This window comes from uncultured Nostoc sp. (assembly GCF_937863485.1).
Lineage (GTDB): Bacteria > Cyanobacteriota > Cyanobacteriia > Cyanobacteriales > Nostocaceae > Nostoc.
Window position 1 is genome coordinate 1 of record NZ_CALMFY010000152.1, and the last position, 16,886, is coordinate 16,886.

The 16,886-nt window shown below is 42.2% G+C and carries 17 protein-coding genes; 4 read left to right on the forward strand and 13 right to left on the reverse strand.

What is annotated here, in order from left to right; all coding sequences use genetic code 11:
- Positions 1 to 186 precede the first annotated feature (186 nt).
- From Q0541_RS19535 to hxlB, 3 genes are all read right to left on the reverse strand, one after another.
- A complete protein-coding gene (locus tag Q0541_RS19535; protein WP_298913856.1) occupies positions 187 to 2,112 on the reverse strand; it encodes a GMC family oxidoreductase in 1,926 nt (641 codons plus the stop codon).
- Positions 2,113 to 2,659: 547 nt separating this feature from the next.
- Positions 2,660 to 3,391, reverse strand: coding sequence for an orotidine 5'-phosphate decarboxylase / HUMPS family protein (locus Q0541_RS19540; RefSeq protein ID WP_298913861.1), 732 nt, complete (start codon positions 3,389 to 3,391; stop codon positions 2,660 to 2,662).
- Positions 3,392 to 3,437: 46 nt separating this feature from the next.
- A complete protein-coding gene (gene hxlB / locus Q0541_RS19545) occupies positions 3,438 to 3,998 on the reverse strand; it encodes a 6-phospho-3-hexuloisomerase (protein ID WP_298913863.1) in 561 nt (186 codons plus the stop codon).
- Positions 3,999 to 4,573: 575 nt separating this feature from the next.
- Between hxlB and tmk the strand changes: the two genes are divergently transcribed.
- The gene (tmk, locus tag Q0541_RS19550; protein WP_298913905.1) at positions 4,574 to 5,209 is read left to right on the forward strand and encodes a dTMP kinase; all 636 of its coding nucleotides are present in this window, start codon (positions 4,574 to 4,576) and stop codon (positions 5,207 to 5,209) included.
- A 135-nt stretch (positions 5,210 to 5,344) separates the two neighbouring features.
- Here tmk and Q0541_RS19555 read toward each other — a convergent pair whose 3' ends face one another.
- The 3 genes from Q0541_RS19555 to Q0541_RS19565 form a co-directional block, all read right to left on the reverse strand.
- Positions 5,345 to 5,470 carry a hypothetical protein gene (locus Q0541_RS19555; RefSeq protein WP_298913866.1) on the reverse strand — a complete coding sequence of 42 codons (126 nt, stop codon included), beginning with the start codon at positions 5,468 to 5,470 and terminating at the stop codon, positions 5,345 to 5,347.
- A gap of 236 nt (positions 5,471 to 5,706) precedes the next feature.
- The gene (locus tag Q0541_RS19560) at positions 5,707 to 6,465 is read right to left on the reverse strand and encodes a hypothetical protein (RefSeq protein ID WP_298913869.1); all 759 of its coding nucleotides are present in this window, start codon (positions 6,463 to 6,465) and stop codon (positions 5,707 to 5,709) included.
- Between the two features lie 175 nt (positions 6,466 to 6,640).
- Positions 6,641 to 7,297, reverse strand: coding sequence for a DUF3386 domain-containing protein (locus Q0541_RS19565; RefSeq protein ID WP_298913872.1), 657 nt, complete (start codon positions 7,295 to 7,297; stop codon positions 6,641 to 6,643).
- A 100-nt stretch (positions 7,298 to 7,397) separates the two neighbouring features.
- Between Q0541_RS19565 and Q0541_RS19570 the strand changes: the two genes are divergently transcribed.
- Positions 7,398 to 8,066, forward strand: coding sequence for a LuxR C-terminal-related transcriptional regulator (locus tag Q0541_RS19570; protein WP_298913875.1), 669 nt, complete (start codon positions 7,398 to 7,400; stop codon positions 8,064 to 8,066).
- 377 nt (positions 8,067 to 8,443) lie between these two features.
- On the opposite strand, the gene Q0541_RS19575 is transcribed toward Q0541_RS19570, so the two are convergent.
- The 3 genes from Q0541_RS19575 to Q0541_RS19585 all read right to left on the reverse strand — a co-directional run bounded on the left by Q0541_RS19575 (position 8,444) and on the right by Q0541_RS19585 (position 10,954).
- A complete protein-coding gene (locus Q0541_RS19575; protein ID WP_298913878.1) occupies positions 8,444 to 8,839 on the reverse strand; it encodes a hypothetical protein in 396 nt (131 codons plus the stop codon).
- Positions 8,840 to 9,290: 451 nt separating this feature from the next.
- Entirely contained in the window at positions 9,291 to 10,196 is a 906-nt protein-coding gene (locus Q0541_RS19580; protein ID WP_298913881.1) for an alpha/beta hydrolase, read from the reverse strand.
- A 248-nt stretch (positions 10,197 to 10,444) separates the two neighbouring features.
- Complete coding sequence (locus Q0541_RS19585) at positions 10,445 to 10,954, reverse strand: HugZ family protein (RefSeq protein WP_298913884.1); 510 nt, start codon at positions 10,952 to 10,954, stop codon at positions 10,445 to 10,447.
- A 414-nt stretch (positions 10,955 to 11,368) separates the two neighbouring features.
- On the opposite strand from Q0541_RS19585, the gene Q0541_RS19590 reads away from it, so the two are divergent.
- Both Q0541_RS19590 and Q0541_RS19595 read left to right on the forward strand, forming a co-directional pair.
- Positions 11,369 to 12,853 (forward strand): CIA30 family protein, encoded by a 1,485-nt coding sequence (locus Q0541_RS19590; RefSeq protein WP_298913887.1) that lies wholly within the window; start codon positions 11,369 to 11,371, stop codon positions 12,851 to 12,853.
- A gap of 63 nt (positions 12,854 to 12,916) precedes the next feature.
- Entirely contained in the window at positions 12,917 to 13,264 is a 348-nt protein-coding gene (locus Q0541_RS19595) for a hypothetical protein (protein WP_298913890.1), read from the forward strand.
- 235 nt (positions 13,265 to 13,499) lie between these two features.
- On the opposite strand, the gene Q0541_RS19600 is transcribed toward Q0541_RS19595, so the two are convergent.
- From Q0541_RS19600 to Q0541_RS34520, 4 genes are all read right to left on the reverse strand, one after another.
- Positions 13,500 to 14,318, reverse strand: coding sequence for an alpha/beta hydrolase (locus tag Q0541_RS19600; protein ID WP_298913893.1), 819 nt, complete (start codon positions 14,316 to 14,318; stop codon positions 13,500 to 13,502).
- 55 nt (positions 14,319 to 14,373) lie between these two features.
- Complete coding sequence (locus Q0541_RS19605; protein WP_298913896.1) at positions 14,374 to 14,766, reverse strand: carboxymuconolactone decarboxylase family protein; 393 nt, start codon at positions 14,764 to 14,766, stop codon at positions 14,374 to 14,376.
- A 26-nt stretch (positions 14,767 to 14,792) separates the two neighbouring features.
- Complete coding sequence (locus Q0541_RS19610) at positions 14,793 to 15,341, reverse strand: retropepsin-like aspartic protease (protein ID WP_298913899.1); 549 nt, start codon at positions 15,339 to 15,341, stop codon at positions 14,793 to 14,795.
- 432 nt (positions 15,342 to 15,773) lie between these two features.
- Complete coding sequence (locus Q0541_RS34520) at positions 15,774 to 16,424, reverse strand: nucleoside phosphorylase (protein WP_366941899.1); 651 nt, start codon at positions 16,422 to 16,424, stop codon at positions 15,774 to 15,776.
- Positions 16,425 to 16,886 lie beyond the last annotated feature (462 nt).

Consider the following 16,886-nt stretch of genomic DNA (forward strand, 5'->3'; position numbering starts at 1 on the left):
TTTTCTTTTCATACGGAAAGAACTACAGTTTTCAAGGTGGACGCGGTTTAATTGCCCTTTAATCAGCCTTTTGGTCGGAATTAATCAGAATATTTAAAGCATGAGGTGCGGCTGATTCTGATTTCTGGGCACTACTCTGTTTCGCTCCGCTCGACATGACAATTTAAATTTATGCAAGAGGTCTACTCACCTACTTTCATATACAGGCAAGATCCTTTGACTTTTAGTGCTTGCTAATATGACGTCACTTGCTTTTTCACTAATCATGTAGATCGGGGTGACGATAAAGTAGCCGGGAACGCGCGGGAAGACTGAAGCATCTACGATACGCAGATTATGCGTACCGTGAACGCGGAATTCACTATCAACCACGGCCATTGGGTCATTCTTTGGACCCATCTTGTTACTGCATGAGGCATGATGACCCCACGCCTCGGCCTCCACAAATTTAATAATCTCATCGCGTGATTGAACGGTTGGACCGGGAATCACCTCTTGTGAGATATGCGCGATATGCGCGTTCATCCGACGCACAAATTTGACACCATTAACAACCGATGCCAAATCCTCGCCTTCGATGTCGTTGCCTTCAGTAAAATAATGGAAGTTGATTTCGGGAGTATCCCGTGGGTCAGATGAGCGTAGTTTCACGTTTCCGGCGCGATTACGCGTGTGCGCTTTAAGAATGGTCCAGCTGAATTGGTTTTTCACTTGTGAGAGGGGCACAAACCAACCAGGATAATAGCCTTTGTATGGTACAGGTAAGCCAAAGATGAAAAGGTCGGGAACGGGTCGCGCTGGATCAGATTTCCGGATATGACCTCCGAACGTGGCGTTGCTTGTATAAATCCCCTGACCCTGCTTCCACTCAGCAAAGCAAGGATCTGACGGTTGTCCAGGGGTGCAGTCCTGAGCGAGCGTGAAATCTGAATTCATCTGCGTTATCACACCGATTTCGTAGCGGTCTTGCAGGTTCTCGCCAACTCCGGGAAGGTTAACGATTGGTTTAATGCCATGTTTGTACAGTTCATCTGCAGGACCAATGCCGGAGAGCTTCAGAATCTGCGGGCTGTTAAAGGCACCTGCCGCCAGGATCACTTCGCGGGAAGCATACATTACCTTTCTTCGTCCGGGTTCGGGTCCATCGGGCGGAGCCTGCGGATCAGCGCGATAAAGATGAGCACCCTCAAGGTACTCAACACCAATTGCATTCCTGCCACGGAAAAGCACGCGAGTTACTAAGGTATTAGTTTTAACAATCAGGTTGTTTGGAAGTGCGGCAGCAGTTTCTCTAATCAGCTCGCGTGGAGCACGCCGGTGACCATTGCGAGTAGTTTGCGGGATGTTGTAGAACCCTTCGGTATCCTTTAAGTTAACCGCCCAAGAATTTGGATCGAGTTTCCGGTGTAAAAATGCGTCAAGTACGCTTTTTGAACCAGCCTCACGGGCTGCTGAAACCAATATCTGCCGCATATTACTGTCCTTATTGAACAGCGCGGGATCGGTAACCTCGGTTGTCAGCCAGCCATCAAATCCATGACGTGTTGGGTTGTCCGGGCCTATTGGCCGCTCAACATAGCGGCACTGCTCAAGCCGTTCAAAGTACTTTCGCATATTCTCGGCTTTCCAGCTGGGATCACCAGTGATATCTGCGATCGCATCCCAGTCACTGTTATTTGGATAAATCGTGATCATAAGATTATGCACAGTGCATCCGCCAAGCGTACCAGCTCGTGGATACAACACACCGCCTCGGTCAGCGACGTACTTACTATTGCGGCTTTGACGCGCCTCGTCGGTGTACTGCCGAACAAAGTAGTCCCATCTCACTCTGGGATCTTCGCCAACGAGTGGGCTGAATAATGGCACCGAGATCAGATCGTCGCCGTCCTCACCCCCGGCCTCTATTAGAACTACCTTATGCCCCGCCTTTGCAAGATTGACGGCCAGAGGTCCGCCGCCAGCACCAGAACCAACTACTATGTATTCGACAGGGGCTGACGGGTTGATGGGAATAGCTTTCCGAGGATAGGCTAATGAAGTTACTAAACCAGTAGAGAATAGAGCGGCATTTTGAAGAAAGCGACGACGGTTATAAAACTGATCGAGCATAGATTTTCCTTACCCTGGTATAAGGTACTAAGTGTTCTTGTCCTCATTAAAAAGTGCCAAAGTATACTAAAAACCCCGTTTCCATTCCTCTCTCTGCTTCGGGGAGAGTCTTTTAAACCCCCATTCCTTTGTAGAAAAGGGGCTAGTACAGGTCGGCGGAAATAAACCTACCATTTCATTACAGCCAGAAAGCCCAAAATTAAAACCTTTTGACTTTTGACTTTTGACTTTTGAACGCCAGTTGCTTCAAGTCGGCAGAGCCGCCCAACGCACTGGCTCCTTTTGACTTCCGCCTTGCGGTAGGGAGGCTTAGATGTTAGCAAAAATATTTTTCAAACATTCTCTTACTTCAACGCTGATATTTAGTGTTTGTGAATTAGGCAAGCATACTTTCAGAAAACATACTTTTTACTTCAAGGGAATTTCTCATTTTTAGGTAGTACGCTCTTAGATAGTGTTTCAGCAGGAGCATGTCAACATCGATATACAGCCACAAATTCCAGGTCAAGTTATTTATGCTTGTCATCAAAAGAGTGCAGATCGCTTTTTATCGTTCGATCGCTGCCCAAGGAGCATTAGAAAGTGGACGTGAATTTAATTGATTCATTTCAAGTTGAAACTGGGCGATCACAATGTTGGGATCGTTGCTTCTGGTAATTGCCTTTCCTACAGCGATCGCAAAAATCTGGTCAACATACGGTTTCAAGTCTTTTAAATTGCTGGGCTTGAGTCCTCCCATAGCGATCACTTGAGTAGAGGTATATTTCAGTTGTTGACAAACTTTTCCAATCAGTACATTTGGATTCTTTCCAACCGCTTGTTCGCTCCAACCCGTATGACAACTGACTAAGCTCGCTCCCATATCTGCTAACTCCTGGGCTCTTTTAACTTTCCAGTTGTCATCTAGGCAAGCCATCAGATCGAAGGAAACTCGCTTCTGATCCATGTTTGCACCATTAATCGCTTCTTGAATCGCTTCATTTGGAGCCGCTGCCATTACTGTTACTAAATCGGTTCCAGCCGCGTAGTAAAACTGACCTTCTGCAATGTATGGAACGTCATAGCCTTTAAAGTCAACTACGAGCATTTGATTATTGTTCAATCGCTTTCGGAATTCAGAAACGATGGGAACTCCTTCTAGAGCCGCTTGAAGCAGCGTAGGTCTGCCAATTTCATGAATAATGTCGTTATCTGGATGCTTTTCCAGAATTGTATCCAACATCGCTAGGCACTGTGACGTAGAGGTGTAATCGTAAGCGATCCAAAGATATGGTTTCATGGTATTTTTATCATGATTTTCAATGATGGGAATTACAATGAGCGCATTACTCTAAATTGGCGTGCAAAGCCAAGAGTAACTGAGCATTTTTATTGAGCATTTGCGACAGAACATAGAACAAAGTATCAAAAAATAGTAGGGTTGATTGCTCAAACAAAGAACCTGCAAATTGTTGCGATTTGACATTTTCAGAATCTTGCTTTGTCGCCGCCGCTAGTTCAATTGGAAGATCGACAAGTTGACCCAACGAAGATTCCTTGTCGGCCGTCACTCCCACAACGTATGCTCCTATTGCCTTTGCTTTGGCAGCGATCGCACACACAGTTTCAGTACTGCCCGATCCTGAGCAAGCGATGAATAAATCGGTGGTTTGAATCGATGGTGTCGTCGTTTCACCCACGACGTAAACCTGGCAGCCCAAATGCATCAGTCGCATTGCCGCCATCCGGATCGCCAAGCCACTGCGACCTTCACCGATTACAAAGATTCGCTCGACATCTGTAATTTTTTGCACCAGTTGCTCGACCGCTGGATAAGTGATAGTTTGCAGCACGCGTTGATTTTCTGCCAAAACTAGTCCAATGGCTTGAGTAAAAATTGCTTGCATTGGCGTATAAACTGAGATGTAACATCAGCCGACAATAGACCTCTTGCAAAAGTAAAAAAATCAGGAATGTCATTCTGAGCGGAACGCAGTCAAGAGAAGAATCTCACTACTCTATTTCGCTCCGCTCAACATGACAATTTAAATTTATGCAAAAGGTCTTATAAATAATCTGTTGATAAAATTAACAGTTTTGTAGTTTTTAGTCAAGTTAATAGTTTTATCTTAGGCATTCACCCTGACTGGAAGCATCTGAAGAACGTCTTGTCTTTTAGCTCAAGGAAAGTCGTAGTTTAACTACGACTTTCCTTGAGAACGTTGCTAAATTGCAACGAAAGGGGGATGGCAGTTTGAGAAGATTGACGGTATTTTTGAAGAAAATTCTTGCGTGGCGATGATCATGCCCGCATCAGTGCTATAGCAGTACAAGAGGCATTAGTGAGTGAAAATGGCTATAACCAGAGCGAATTGCCATCTTGTCAAACCCATTGAGAGATTCTCAATCGCTTAGTTTAAACTTCGCGCTATTCTTGATCAAACGTCAGCGAACAAGTTTATTGCAGCGAACTTTAAAAAGCATGGGTGGCAAATTAATTGTATTTGAAGGGGTGGAAGGCTGTGGTAAAACCAGCCAAATGCAGCTTTGTTCTGAGTGGTTGGAAAGTCTGGGTGTTTCTGTGATGCTAACTCGTGAACCAGGAGGAACAGAGTTAGGCTTACATCTTCGCCGCTTGCTACTAGATTCGGCAGAGGATAAACTTTTTTGCCAAGTGACAGAACTTTTATTGTATGCTGCTGACCGATCGCAACACGTTGAACAACAACTCAAACCGCAACTAAGAGCAGGGAAATATATTTTATGCGATCGCTACACTGACTCTACCATTGCCTACCAAGGATATGGTCGCGGTCAAGACATGAGTTTAATCAATCAGCTTAACTATATTGCTACTGGTGGCTTAGAAAGCGACTTAACTATTTGGCTAGATGTCGATGTCGAAGTGGGACTAGCCCGCAAACTCTTAGATGGAGTCGGATTAGACCGCATTGAACAAGAAACAATCGCTTTTCATCGGCGCGTTCAGCAAGGATACGCACATTTAGCAGCATCCTATCCCTCAAGAATTGTGCGGGTAGATGGCAGCTTGAGTAAAGAAGCTGTACAACAGGTAATTCAAGGAATTTTGTGCGTACACCTGCACTTGGTGACGTAGGGCAGAGATATCGCTTATCGTTGGCATTGGCAGTTGGGACGCTTGTTAAAACAGCAGGGAGAGATTGAAGGCGCTATTGCCACCTATTAATGTACAGAGAAAGCGATCCTCAAACTAACAATAAAGCGATCGCCTTTATCCTAATGTCAATACTCCTGCGGCAAAATCTGCCACTACTCGTTTTCTCTGTAACCAACGCACACCCAAAAGCACGGTTCCCTCATAAAGATTAAACCGTGCTTCTTTCCATGCTGTTTGCATATCTCGTTGTTCATTGATGTTAAGAATTCACCCTTAGAGCCTATTTATAAAGTAAATATTAAGTAGGGTGTGTTACGGCTACGCAAGGATTTGGGAATTTGAGAGAGTGAGGATTAGCCGTAACGCGCCACATTTCTCGGTGCGTTAAGCGTTGCTATAAAGCACCCTACAACTTAGACACAGACATTAGAGCATATATGGAAGAAAACGGTATTTAAGCCACTTAGTACAAGAGTTCATTTATTAAGATTTAGGAAACTTTTGATACACGATGCCATTTCTTGCTTGCTTGTCCTATCAGAACTGTAATAAGAAGTAAAAGGTAGGCGATCGCCAGATACTAGCACAATGGTAACTCGGTAGGTACTGCTATCATTGGTATTTGATTTTTCCACAAGAACATCCTCAATCTCGCTGAGTCGATGCTCAATAAATTTTGTACCTGATAAACCTTGCTGCTTGATAGTCAAGATATCAAGGGTTTTATCAAACACGCACGTAACGACTCTCGCTAACAGGGTGATCAGACCACCAGTTGCAACGATACCTCCGATTAAATACATCCATAATCGGTCATCTTGCTTTTCTGTCAAAGATGTTATCTTAGGATTGCTAACAAAGTTTGTGATATGGGATACAATTATTTCCTTCTTACTATGATCAGAGTCGAAGTAGGATGTGAAAGGAACCTTACCATTGCTGGTAAGGATTATGACTCGATAAGTGCTACTGCCATGACTATCATTACTACTCTCTTCAACTTTAGCGCCCTGTAACATATTCAGCGAGAATTCTTTCGGCTTTGATGCCAGTAATCCTGATGTCACTAACTTACAATTGGTTGGCTCAATCCGGGTACAAGTGAAGGTAGTCACTTGGGCAAATATTGCGATTACAGAAAATCCAGACGCTGCAAGTATACCTCCGAGTATCCAAACCCACACAGGTCGCAGTCGAAGTATCAATAGGTTCTCTGTCTTGTGCAAAATTTTCATGACTTGTCTCCAATTTAATTGGGGTTAGTCATAGCTACAATTCCACTCAATTATTTTCCTAATGCTGACCGAAAATAGCCACTTATTGACAAGACTTTATTAAATCGAAAAAATCAAAGCGATCGCTCTTTAACTTAAGGGAGCGATCGCTAATTTTTAGATGATAAAATAGAGCTTAAGCAGCAACAGGTTCCAACAATTTGATATCAGAGAAGACAAATTCCTGAATAGATACTTGTCCTGCTGTCTCGGTGCGAATCTCCCGACGATTTAAGATGAAATACTCACCAACTTTTTCATACTCATCGGTAAATTCGCTTCTACCACCCTTTTGTTCCCCAGTTTTGGGGTCATGGTACACAGAATCATAGGTGTGGGAGAGATAACCTTCCCCAGTGTCATGACTACTAAAGGTGTCAATTGTCACGTAAGTACCGTGAATGAGACGGTGAACATGGCATACTTCATTATTGCGGACTTTGTATTTATCGCCCTTAGCCTTACCACCCATTAAAAGCTCAACTGCACCAGTTTCGTCAGTTTTACCATAGCTAAACGTATTGGCGCTGTGGGTATCTTCAAAACTGCGGCGGATGCGGTGAATTGCTATTTCCCAGGCTTGACCATGAATAGCCTGCTTGGCCGACTCGTCATCTACGTCCAAAACTTCGGCTTTGAGATTGGCGCTAATGATAACTTTGCCTGTAAATACTTTATCATCTTGCTTAAAGGTGATATTTGCGGTATAACCAGGAAAATTTTTGTTCCAAGTGTAGCGGTTCTCATAAGCAGCCCGGAAAAGTTCCTGAGCAGAGAGTTGTGTAACTGTCATGTGCTTCTCCTAGTCGCTACTGTAATTAGCGTTTTAGTTTTCCTGGTATTAGCATAGAAGTAATTGTTGAGGCTTGGATAGTCCCCAACTGGGTACACTTATGGTTAATTCTCTCTACGCCGTATTTGATGCGATCGCCAATGTCCAAAATGAGCAAGAATTAAGACTAGCTCTCACGGAGAAAATTGGTGAGCATTTTTGCGTGCAAAATTGGGGTATTTATTTTCTAAATGAGCAACCAACGACTGACATTGATATTCAGGGTATTCCAGCAGTATGCTTAGAAAGCAATCCAGTCGGGCGCTATGTGGTTGAGCGTCATGCTCCCGCCCATGAGCAATTATTATTATCACCAGGAGATTGGAAGCATTTTTGTTCGCGTTCTGATCACGAACACGTGATGACCGGGCCAATAGTTTATGATGGTCGTCTTGTAGGAACGCTTAACTTGGCTCGTGACAAGGGATATCCTGCTTTTAATGGCAACGATTTGGCAGATTTGAGTGCCTTATGCATTCATTTATCAGCAAAAATGGCGACTCTACGGACAAAACCAAAAATATCCAATTCCCTTTTAGTAAGTCCTCTAACAGTGCGTGAGTTAGAAATTGCCGAGTTAGTGGCGCAGGGGTTAACGAACGCGGAAATTGGAGAAAAACTTTGGATTACGCAAAATTCCGTCAAACAAGCTTTGAAGAGGATGTTTCGTAAGTTGAAGGTTTCGGCGCGTGCAGAAATGGTGGCAAAACTGCAAGATATACAAGTTTGATAAAGGATTCACAAAAGCCTAAAATGCGTAGCTGCGGCAACTTACAGCTATTTTCAGGTAAATAGACCACACGGTAGGGGCACAGCATTGCTGTGCCCTTACGACAGATGTGGTTCAAATACATGAAAACTGCTGTAAATATTAGCAATTCTCTTTTATATACAACACGCAATAGGGGCGTACAGCTAGCTATGCGCCCCTACTAAAGTCCTATATTTTATGCAACTGAGAAATGCTACAAGCTTTAATCAACAAAGGTAAGCCCGTTACCCAAGCATTAGAAAAATTCGTTAGTTAGACATCAGCGTCCCTATTGTTACTCATTATATTGGCGAAAAGTTATTACTACTTGCTGCCAATAGAGGATGATAACCTATTTAGGGTATAATTTTATTTGAGACACCTTTGGCTGTCTCTGCCGCACTGTCCCCTACATCACTAGCAGTTTTCTGAGCACCTTCTACGTACCCAGATCCAAATTCTTTAAAGGCTTCTGCTGACTCTTTTGTAATCTTCTTAACTCGTTCACCAGGAGAACCTTCCGTTTCACGAGCTTCTTTATTCCACTGCCCTACTGTTTTCGGTCTTTGAGCATCATTTTGCTCTACCTGTTCGCGAACTCTCTCGCCTAATCCTTTGTCCTTTTGCCCATAACTAACATTTGTTGTCAGCACTAGAAAACCAACTAGGACAACAGCCAAAAAAGATTTTACCTGAAGTCCTTTAAGCAGAGAACTCATGTGACCAATCGTCCTAGAAATCAAATTTATCATGCCAATTAGCTTGTTTTTTGAGTACAAACTAAAGATTAACTATAAAAAGGTAATTATGCTTCTAACAAAAGGCATATTTCAGTTAGAAAAAAGAAATATTTTTTAAATCTTGGGGAAGATGTGAGTTTTTCGATGCATGGATATTTGCAATTCGTCTATGGGCACAAGCAACGAGCAATACTGCCTTTATTTAGAGAGTTTGCATAATGAAAGAGCATTATCCGAAAGCGATTGCGGAATACATAAAACTGTTATTATAAATTGGATAAAGAAGAATTAAAAATTTAGAATCAAGACGGTCCCTGACTCAAACAACTTAGTGAAAGCCTTGATATTTACATTAAGACCCACTTCCAAGCTTCTGGCGATCGCATTACTAAAGCATTAAATGCAGAGTTGCTCTTTAAGTAGAAGGTAAAAGGGAAAAATCAGGAATTCAAACTCCTAACTCCTAAAGATACCGTTGCAATAGACCAATGAGAACTTCTGGTATTTCCAAATGAGGTAATATTCCTGCATCTGCGATCGCATAAAAATCTCGAATTGCACTTACATTTAAATTTGCCAAGCGTCGTCCTAGTTTGATGTTAGTAAATTGTGCCTTTTCTCCCCAAAAAATCCTCGTGGGAATTGTCAGTTGTTGAATATATAAACTCAGGTCAAAATAAAGGTCGCCCCGCAAAAATGACAAAGCGGCAAACTTGGCATTAGGCTGTTGTGCAGAGGTTAAATAAGCCTCCACCATTTCTTCTGATACTCGTTGTGACTTAGCAAACAGAAAACTTTGTAAAAAATTTCGGACTGCAATTTCATTTTCAGCACCAAGGATATAAATAAAATTGTCCAATAGAGGCGTATTAATCACCGAAAGCGGAAGTCTACGTCCAGCACCCTCCCCAAAATCATCAAATCCAGAGGGACACACCAAAAACAGTGCTTTGAATAAATTGGGTTGAACAATAGCTAGGCGGATAGCAAAAGCGGCTGTTAGAGACGAGGCTACCACTGTTACGGGCTGGCGACAAGTTTGGATGATAAACTCTGCGATCGTGCTGAGATAATCCCTAATTTTATAATCCCGGACTGGATGAGCCGATTCTCCCCAGCCGATTAGATCGGGGGCTAAAATGTGGTAATTAGAGGCAAAAGCTGGGTAAACTTTAGACCATTCATATGCAGACGCCCCACCACCAAAGTTATGGAGAAACAGTAGTGGGCGTAAATCTTCAGTATCAGCGATCGCTTTGCCCGCCGCAGGCATCGCCCAAGGTGCATTCGTTTGGGTATAGTAAACCATTGCCCCCAAGGATGTATGGATAAGTTTATGTCCAAAGCCAGGAGGTTGAAACTGAAGCATAAAATTAAAGAGTTTAGTTTAATCGCAGTTTACGCGAAAGCAAAATTACAAGGTATAAAGTAAAGCTTACTCATAGGACTAATTCATAACTTATAATTACCCCACGCATAAATGGGGCAGTCTGAATTGTCGATACTGTATGGATTTTATGTCTTTATTGATCAATCCTTTAAATTATACCATTAATTACGAATTATTCCGCCACGATGCTTCTTAATAATCAGATTTAATTTTTAAATTTGCATTGCTTATTTTTGCTTTTGGTCACTATCTCCTGTGATCTGAACAAGTTGATGGAGGTGATCACCACTGATGTGATAAGCTGCCCCAAAACCAACTATAAAACGACCTTCACTAGGAGTTAGCTGGAAAATCCGAAAGTCAGACAAGCCGCGCAAAACCTCTATAATTTGACCAAACCGCCCTTGAAATTGCTCAACAATTTGATTCCACTTATCAGTTTCACGCTCTATCAAAGTTGCCGTACAATCAAAACTCAAACGACGACGGGCAAAAATTAGATTACTCTTGGCTTCATCCTCGATAAACAAGACATTAACATGAGGATTGGCATAGAGATTTTTGGTATGAGTTGAAAGACCACTGACGTAAATGTAGATATTCTTGGAATCATCCATAACAAAGGGAGCATAACTAGCATTGGGTATTGCCTGTGCGCTCACGGTGCTAATGATTACACTCTCAAACTCTTCAGGAAACTTTTCATATTCAGCTTGAATGTTTTCAAGTTGGCTCATAAGTAAATTACCGTTTGATTAGGAACACCTAATTAAGTATCCTAACGTGATTCAGCGATGTCTACGACGAGCTGTTCGGCATCACATGGAATCCCAAAGATTTGGTTTAATTGTAGCTAAGATCCTGTGGCGTCAGTTTGCCTACCTTTAAGACAAGAGATTTTGCCCCAAGTCTTGTTAATTGAGATATTAGCTGGATTTACGCGCCCACCGTACTAGTACAGCGTGGCGGAAATAAACAACCCATTCCAAATCAGCGAAACGCTTACGCTGTATTCATTTTGACTTTTGAATGAGTGACTTCCGCCTTGCGGTACTAGTCTCCTTCCCCTAATTAAAGCAAAGTTATGAGTATCGGAGGATTTGGAGAAACAAACATTGGGCTAAACTTAAGAAAGTTGTGAGGACGCAAATGTGACTGACAAAAATCGTTCTCAATGGGATTTAGGCAGGTTTATCGAAACCCTGACTTACTTTGAGGTAATTCCTTTCCTTAACTGGGTACAGCAGTTAATCCAAGGCCGTCCTAAGGATAATCAAGATAGACCCAATGGAGGAAGAAACATGGGTGTAATACTAGTAGCAGGTGCAACAGGTGGTGTAGGTAAACGAGTGGTCCAGCGATCGCTCGAACGGGGTTATAAAGTTCGGGCGCTTGTTAGAGACATTGATAAAGCGCGGTCAATTCTTGGTAATGATATAGACTTTGTAGTTGCGGATATCACTCAACCAGAAACTTTAACTCCTTTAGTTATGACTGATATCCAAGCTGTAGTTTGTTGCACAGCAGTGCGCGTCCAACCAGTTGAGGGAGATACAGCAGATAGAGCCAAATATTATCAAGGTGTGAAATTTTACCAGCCAGAAATTGTCGGCGACACCCCAGAAAATGTAGAATATCAAGGTGTCAAAAACTTAGTCCACGCGGCTGCAAAATATCTACCCCAAGCAAACGAAAAACTAATATTTGATTTCACAAAGCCATCAGTAGAATTAAAGGATAACTGGGGGGCGCTGGATGATGTCGTCATGGGTGGCGTGAGTGCCAGTAATATCCAATTAGTAGAAAATACAGCTTTATTTGCTGGTAATGTCTCCACCGAGAACTCTGGCGGATTTGCTTCAATCAGAACTAAGAATTTTGATCCCCCCTTCAACTTATCTGGTTACGAAGGTGTAAAATTGCGCGTCAAAGGTGACGGTCAGCGTTATAAAATCTTCCTACGGACAGATACAAAATGGGATGGCATTGGCTACAGCTATTCTTTCGATACCGTAGCTAATACCTGGATAGATATTCAGATTCCCTTTGCAGATTTGATTCCCGTCTTTCGGGCAAAAACTGTCAAAGATGCGCCGCCACTTGAGCAGAATAGAATTTCTTCATTCCAACTGATGTTGAGCAAATTTGAACATGATGGTGCTTTAAATCCCAAATTTTCTGCCGGTGGTTTTGCTTTGCAGTTGGAATCAATTAAAGCTTACGGCGGGACAACTTTACCACAATTTATTCTAGTCAGTTCAGCAGGTGTGACTCGTCCCGGACGCCCTGGGATTAATTTAGATGAAGAACCGCCAGCAGTGAAATTAAATGACCAATTGGGAGGAATTTTAACTTGGAAGTTGAAGGGAGAAGATAGTTTAAGAGAAAGCGGAATTCCTTATACGATTATTAGACCTTGTGCTTTAACTGAGGAACCAGGGAGTAAGGAATTAATATTTGAGCAAGGTGATAATATTAAGGGCAAAATCAGCCGTGAGGATGTGGCAGAACTTTGTGTGCAAGCGCTAAAACTAGCGAAAGCTTGTAATGTCACGTTTGAGGTAAAACAGGGAGATAATCCTCTTAACTCTATCGATTGGCAGAAGCTATTTTCTAACTTAGAACAGGATAAATAAGTGAAGTGAATACAGACTTATCCTCTGTACCCATACAAATATATCCTGTCTAAATAGACTGTTATGAAAAAAATCCAAGTGCTAATACTTGCTGGGATTTTAGCAACAATTATCTGGGGTGGGTTATTTGGAAACACTGCTTCATCGCAGCAAGTGGACTCGCGCATCAACAACCTGGAAGCGGATTTTAATCGTGTCGAGTCGCGGTTAAACCAGATAGAGTCTCAACTCGGTCAAAGGCGCCAGTCTCCATCCCGAAGAACAACACTTACCCCACGACAGTCAACTGGTTCCAGAGGGAACTTATCGCAGCAAGATCAGATGTTTGATCGGCTGGCAACTTTGGTGGTTGAATTAAAGCAACAAGTCAATAAATTAGAGGAGCGAGTTTCTAAATTAGAAACACGCTGAATATTTAAATTACTCTGTCTAGGTTTCAAAACTTGGCGTTGCTGAATCAAGTATGATTTGTCATTCTGAGCGCAACGAAGTGCAGCGAAGAATCCCGATAGATGCTTCATTTTGCTTTGCTCCATTCAGCATGACATACACATTTTTCATACCGCAATCAGCAATGCCCAAAACTTATTACTAGTACACTGTGGCGTCAGTTTGCCTACTTTTAACAAGGGGTTTTGCCTCTGTTTTATAAAGAATTGGTGTAAGCTGGCTTCAACTTTTCCAGGAAGTTAAGCATGGTTGAAACCACAGCATCCGGCGATTCAATTAAGAAGCCATGACCCCCACCATCGAGGACTACAAGTTCAGCCTTGGGAATGCCTTGAGCAAGTTGCTGGGAAAACTTTAGCGGGGTGAGAATGTCTTGTTTACCAACTAGAACTAGGGTAGGACAATGAATTTGTTGAAGGCGGTTTGTTGTGTCAAAGTCAAGCATGGCCCGGCTGTGATCATAGAGTGAATGAGTTGCAGGCGGGAAAGGATATCTGATTGCAAATTCGATCAGACCTTCGATCATTCCAGGAATCGAGTAGAATGTATCTGTAAATATCCAGGGTAATACGACTTTTTCATAAAGTTTTAGGTCTACATTACTGCAGAGGTCGCCCCAAGTCTCAATAATGCTGTTGAATAATTCATCACCCTTTGCCAACGATGAAAGTAGCATCAGACTCTGCACCTTTTCAGGATGTGCTAACACCAACTCTTGGGCTATCTGACCACCCATTGAATGACCTGCTAGATGCACCTTATCGATCGCAATGTGATCGAGCAATTCTGCAACGTCACTAGCCATCTGTTTCAAACTATAGTGGCTATCGGGAGCAGAACTTCGCCCCATGCCTCGGTTGTCCAAGCGAATAACTTGATACTGCGAAACCAGCGATGGCATAATCAGCGACCAATAGGCATGATCACAAAGGAAGCCAGCTATTAATAGCAAAGGCTCACCCGTTCCCTTAATGTCAAAGAACAAATCAATCCCGTTAATCTGAACCTTGGGCATAGTCAATAATTCTGCTAAACCTTACTTTTAAGCAGCGATAGACAAGGCTACACTCCTACGGCTTAAATCTCTCGTCCACCGGAATTTGATAGCCGTTGGCGAGGCGATTGGTCATGTTGGCAGTGGCTGCGATCGCCATTACTTCCCCGAACATGGTATCATTCATCCCCTTGGCACGCGCCGCTGCTGTATGCGAGGCGATGCAGTACTCACAGCCATTCGTCGCACTCACGGCGATATAAATTAGCTCACGCATCAGTGGATCAATCTCACCAGGGCTAGTCATCACTTCCTTCACGGCTTGCCAAGTTCGTTGCAAGGTAGGGAGATGGTTAGCTATAGCTTTCCAAAAGTTATTGATGTAGTCATTCTGGCGGGTAGCGCGAATGTCGTCATATACTGCGCGGACTTCCTCACTGGCTTCTTCGTATTCAATCAGCTTAGTCATGTTTATAATGTTTTTACCTGCGAACATTAGCGGTGATGAAATTCCACCTCTTTCTCCAGAATTTTAATATCATAGTTGCCAAAGAAATCGTGGCCTAGTAAGCCGATGCTTGCTTTGGGTGCGATCGCTACCTGAAGATTATTGGCTGTAATTCCACCTACTGCAATAGATTTTACCTTACTGGTTGGAAATTCTACTTGGCTACCATCGGCAATTTGGGCTTGCATTGTACCTGTAGCCTGGAGTTGAAGTGTATTCGCCATACTTAGAGTGATAATGGTTTCACTAGCACCTGTATCTACAATCATTTCAAAAGTTTTTTTGTCATTGAAGGTGACATCAATCACTGGAGTTCCACCAAAGCGGCGTTTGACTGGGACTCGAAAAACTCTGTTGTCTGAAGGTGCGACTATATTGCCACAAAGGTTTCCCAATCCAACGGTTTTACCAGAGGAGGTTACCATGTAACATACTCCTGGATCGTCAGCTATTGCCCGATAAAAGAATGTTAAAAATATCAGCGTCGGCATTAGTCCGATCGCAGTTAAAGTCATGATTTTAATCTGATTATTCATATTATCTTATTTTCAAATATTTTAGATATTAATAAATATCTAGAATATTTATAATAGGTTTAAAATTTATTACTAATCTTCTCGCTAATGTGAATATTATCAATATAATTATGAACAATTTGTATTCATAATTATTTGTGGAGACATTGTACTTTTTTCATTTGTTTTTATCAGATCAAATTATATTTCGCTCAATATATATTAGCTAGAATTACTAATTAATAAATTAAAGATTAGGTAAAGACTCCATAAAACTACTGAGAGTTTATAGTGGTTCTCACTTCGGTGCAATACAGTCACAACCTCACCCCAGATTTTAGGCACGCAAACACTCCTCTCTCCGATGCTTTGGAGAGGGGTTGGGAGTAAGGTTGAAAAATCTACTTCATGCAAACGAGAACCGCTATATTTATGAAATAAATATTAATTAGCTTACTCAAAGGTTGCTACTGCATGTACAGCAGTTGCGATCGCATTTTTAACAGCAATATCCTTTTGTTCTAAGATGATATTTTCACTAACAGTACGTCCAGCTACTACACCAGAAATAGCTGCTGCTGCAAAATTATACACTCCTGCCATTTTAAATAGTGTGCCGCATTCCATCTCATAATTTAAGATATTCAAGCGCCGATATTCTTCTGTGATGCCATGCAGCGATCGCATTAAATTTGGATTCGCTGAATCAATGCGTTCTTGTCCTTCATAAAAAGTATCAACTGATGCCGTAATTCCTACGTGATATTCAACCTCTAATTCTCGCGCGGCTTTAACTAAGGCGACTGTGAGAAACGGATCAGCTGCGGCTGGATACTCCACAGGCGCAATGTCATTTGCTGCACCTTGGCGACACAATGCTGCACTGCTAATAACAACGCTACCAACGGTTACATCGGGTTGAATGGAACCACAAGTTCCAATGCGAATAATTTGCCGGATTCCTACTTGTATTAACTCATTGACTACAATACTTAATGAAGGCGCACCCATACCACTAGTAGCAGATAAGATGGGGCGACCATTTGGTAAGTATCGGTCATATAAATTAAACGGGGGAATAATTTTTTGGCGAATTTCTGCCATTTCTTCGGAGCGATTAATACTTTGCATCAGATAACCACTCTCAAAGATAAGTTGATGAACTTCCTCATATTTATAAGCAGGTTGAAAGCCAAGATGAACATATAGGCTATTAATAAAATTCTTGGCTACTAATAAACTTCCTGTAAATTCTACAAGATGATTGAGAGCATCATATATAGCACTAGGATGAGCCACAGGTGTATCTCGACGAGAAGGTAAGACTCCTAAAAAATCTCTTGCTTTACCGTGTTTTGCAAGTTTTTCTTTTAGGCTGAGGGAGATAATTAATTCTTTTAAGTAAAGTGTTTCTTCTATTACCTTATAAGTGCAACAATAGCCTCGCCAACAAGCTGTTGTACCCCATTGAGGAGAAAAATTATATTTCAAGCTTTTATTTCCTCCGCTTGAATATAGCAATCCTAAATGAGTTGTGAAAAATCACAGTTGTTGATAAAGTGAATA

Coding starts and splice junctions, on each gene's coding strand:
- Q0541_RS19540 (WP_298913861.1), bottom strand. CDS start 3,391: ATGAAACCATATCTTTGGATCGCTTACGATTACACCTCTACGTCACAG.
- Q0541_RS19610 (WP_298913899.1), bottom strand. CDS start 15,341: ATGAATAATCAGATTAAAATCATGACTTTAACTGCGATCGGACTAATG.
- Q0541_RS19565 (WP_298913872.1), bottom strand. CDS start 7,297: ATGACAGTTACACAACTCTCTGCTCAGGAACTTTTCCGGGCTGCTTAT.
- hxlB (WP_298913863.1), bottom strand. CDS start 3,998: ATGCAAGCAATTTTTACTCAAGCCATTGGACTAGTTTTGGCAGAAAAT.
- Q0541_RS19580 (WP_298913881.1), bottom strand. CDS start 10,196: ATGCTTCAGTTTCAACCTCCTGGCTTTGGACATAAACTTATCCATACA.
- Q0541_RS19560 (WP_298913869.1), bottom strand. CDS start 6,465: ATGAAAATTTTGCACAAGACAGAGAACCTATTGATACTTCGACTGCGA.
- Q0541_RS19600 (WP_298913893.1), bottom strand. CDS start 14,318: ATGCCCAAGGTTCAGATTAACGGGATTGATTTGTTCTTTGACATTAAG.
- Q0541_RS19570 (WP_298913875.1), top strand. CDS start 7,398: ATGGTTAATTCTCTCTACGCCGTATTTGATGCGATCGCCAATGTCCAA.
- Q0541_RS34520 (WP_366941899.1), bottom strand. CDS start 16,424: ATGGCAGAAATTCGCCAAAAAATTATTCCCCCGTTTAATTTATATGAC.
- Q0541_RS19595 (WP_298913890.1), top strand. CDS start 12,917: ATGAAAAAAATCCAAGTGCTAATACTTGCTGGGATTTTAGCAACAATT.
- Q0541_RS19585 (WP_298913884.1), bottom strand. CDS start 10,954: ATGAGCCAACTTGAAAACATTCAAGCTGAATATGAAAAGTTTCCTGAA.
- Q0541_RS19535 (WP_298913856.1), bottom strand. CDS start 2,112: ATGCTCGATCAGTTTTATAACCGTCGTCGCTTTCTTCAAAATGCCGCT.
- tmk (WP_298913905.1), top strand. CDS start 4,574: ATGGGTGGCAAATTAATTGTATTTGAAGGGGTGGAAGGCTGTGGTAAA.
- Q0541_RS19555 (WP_298913866.1), bottom strand. CDS start 5,470: ATGCAAACAGCATGGAAAGAAGCACGGTTTAATCTTTATGAGGGAACC.
- Q0541_RS19575 (WP_298913878.1), bottom strand. CDS start 8,839: ATGATAAATTTGATTTCTAGGACGATTGGTCACATGAGTTCTCTGCTT.
- Q0541_RS19605 (WP_298913896.1), bottom strand. CDS start 14,766: ATGACTAAGCTGATTGAATACGAAGAAGCCAGTGAGGAAGTCCGCGCA.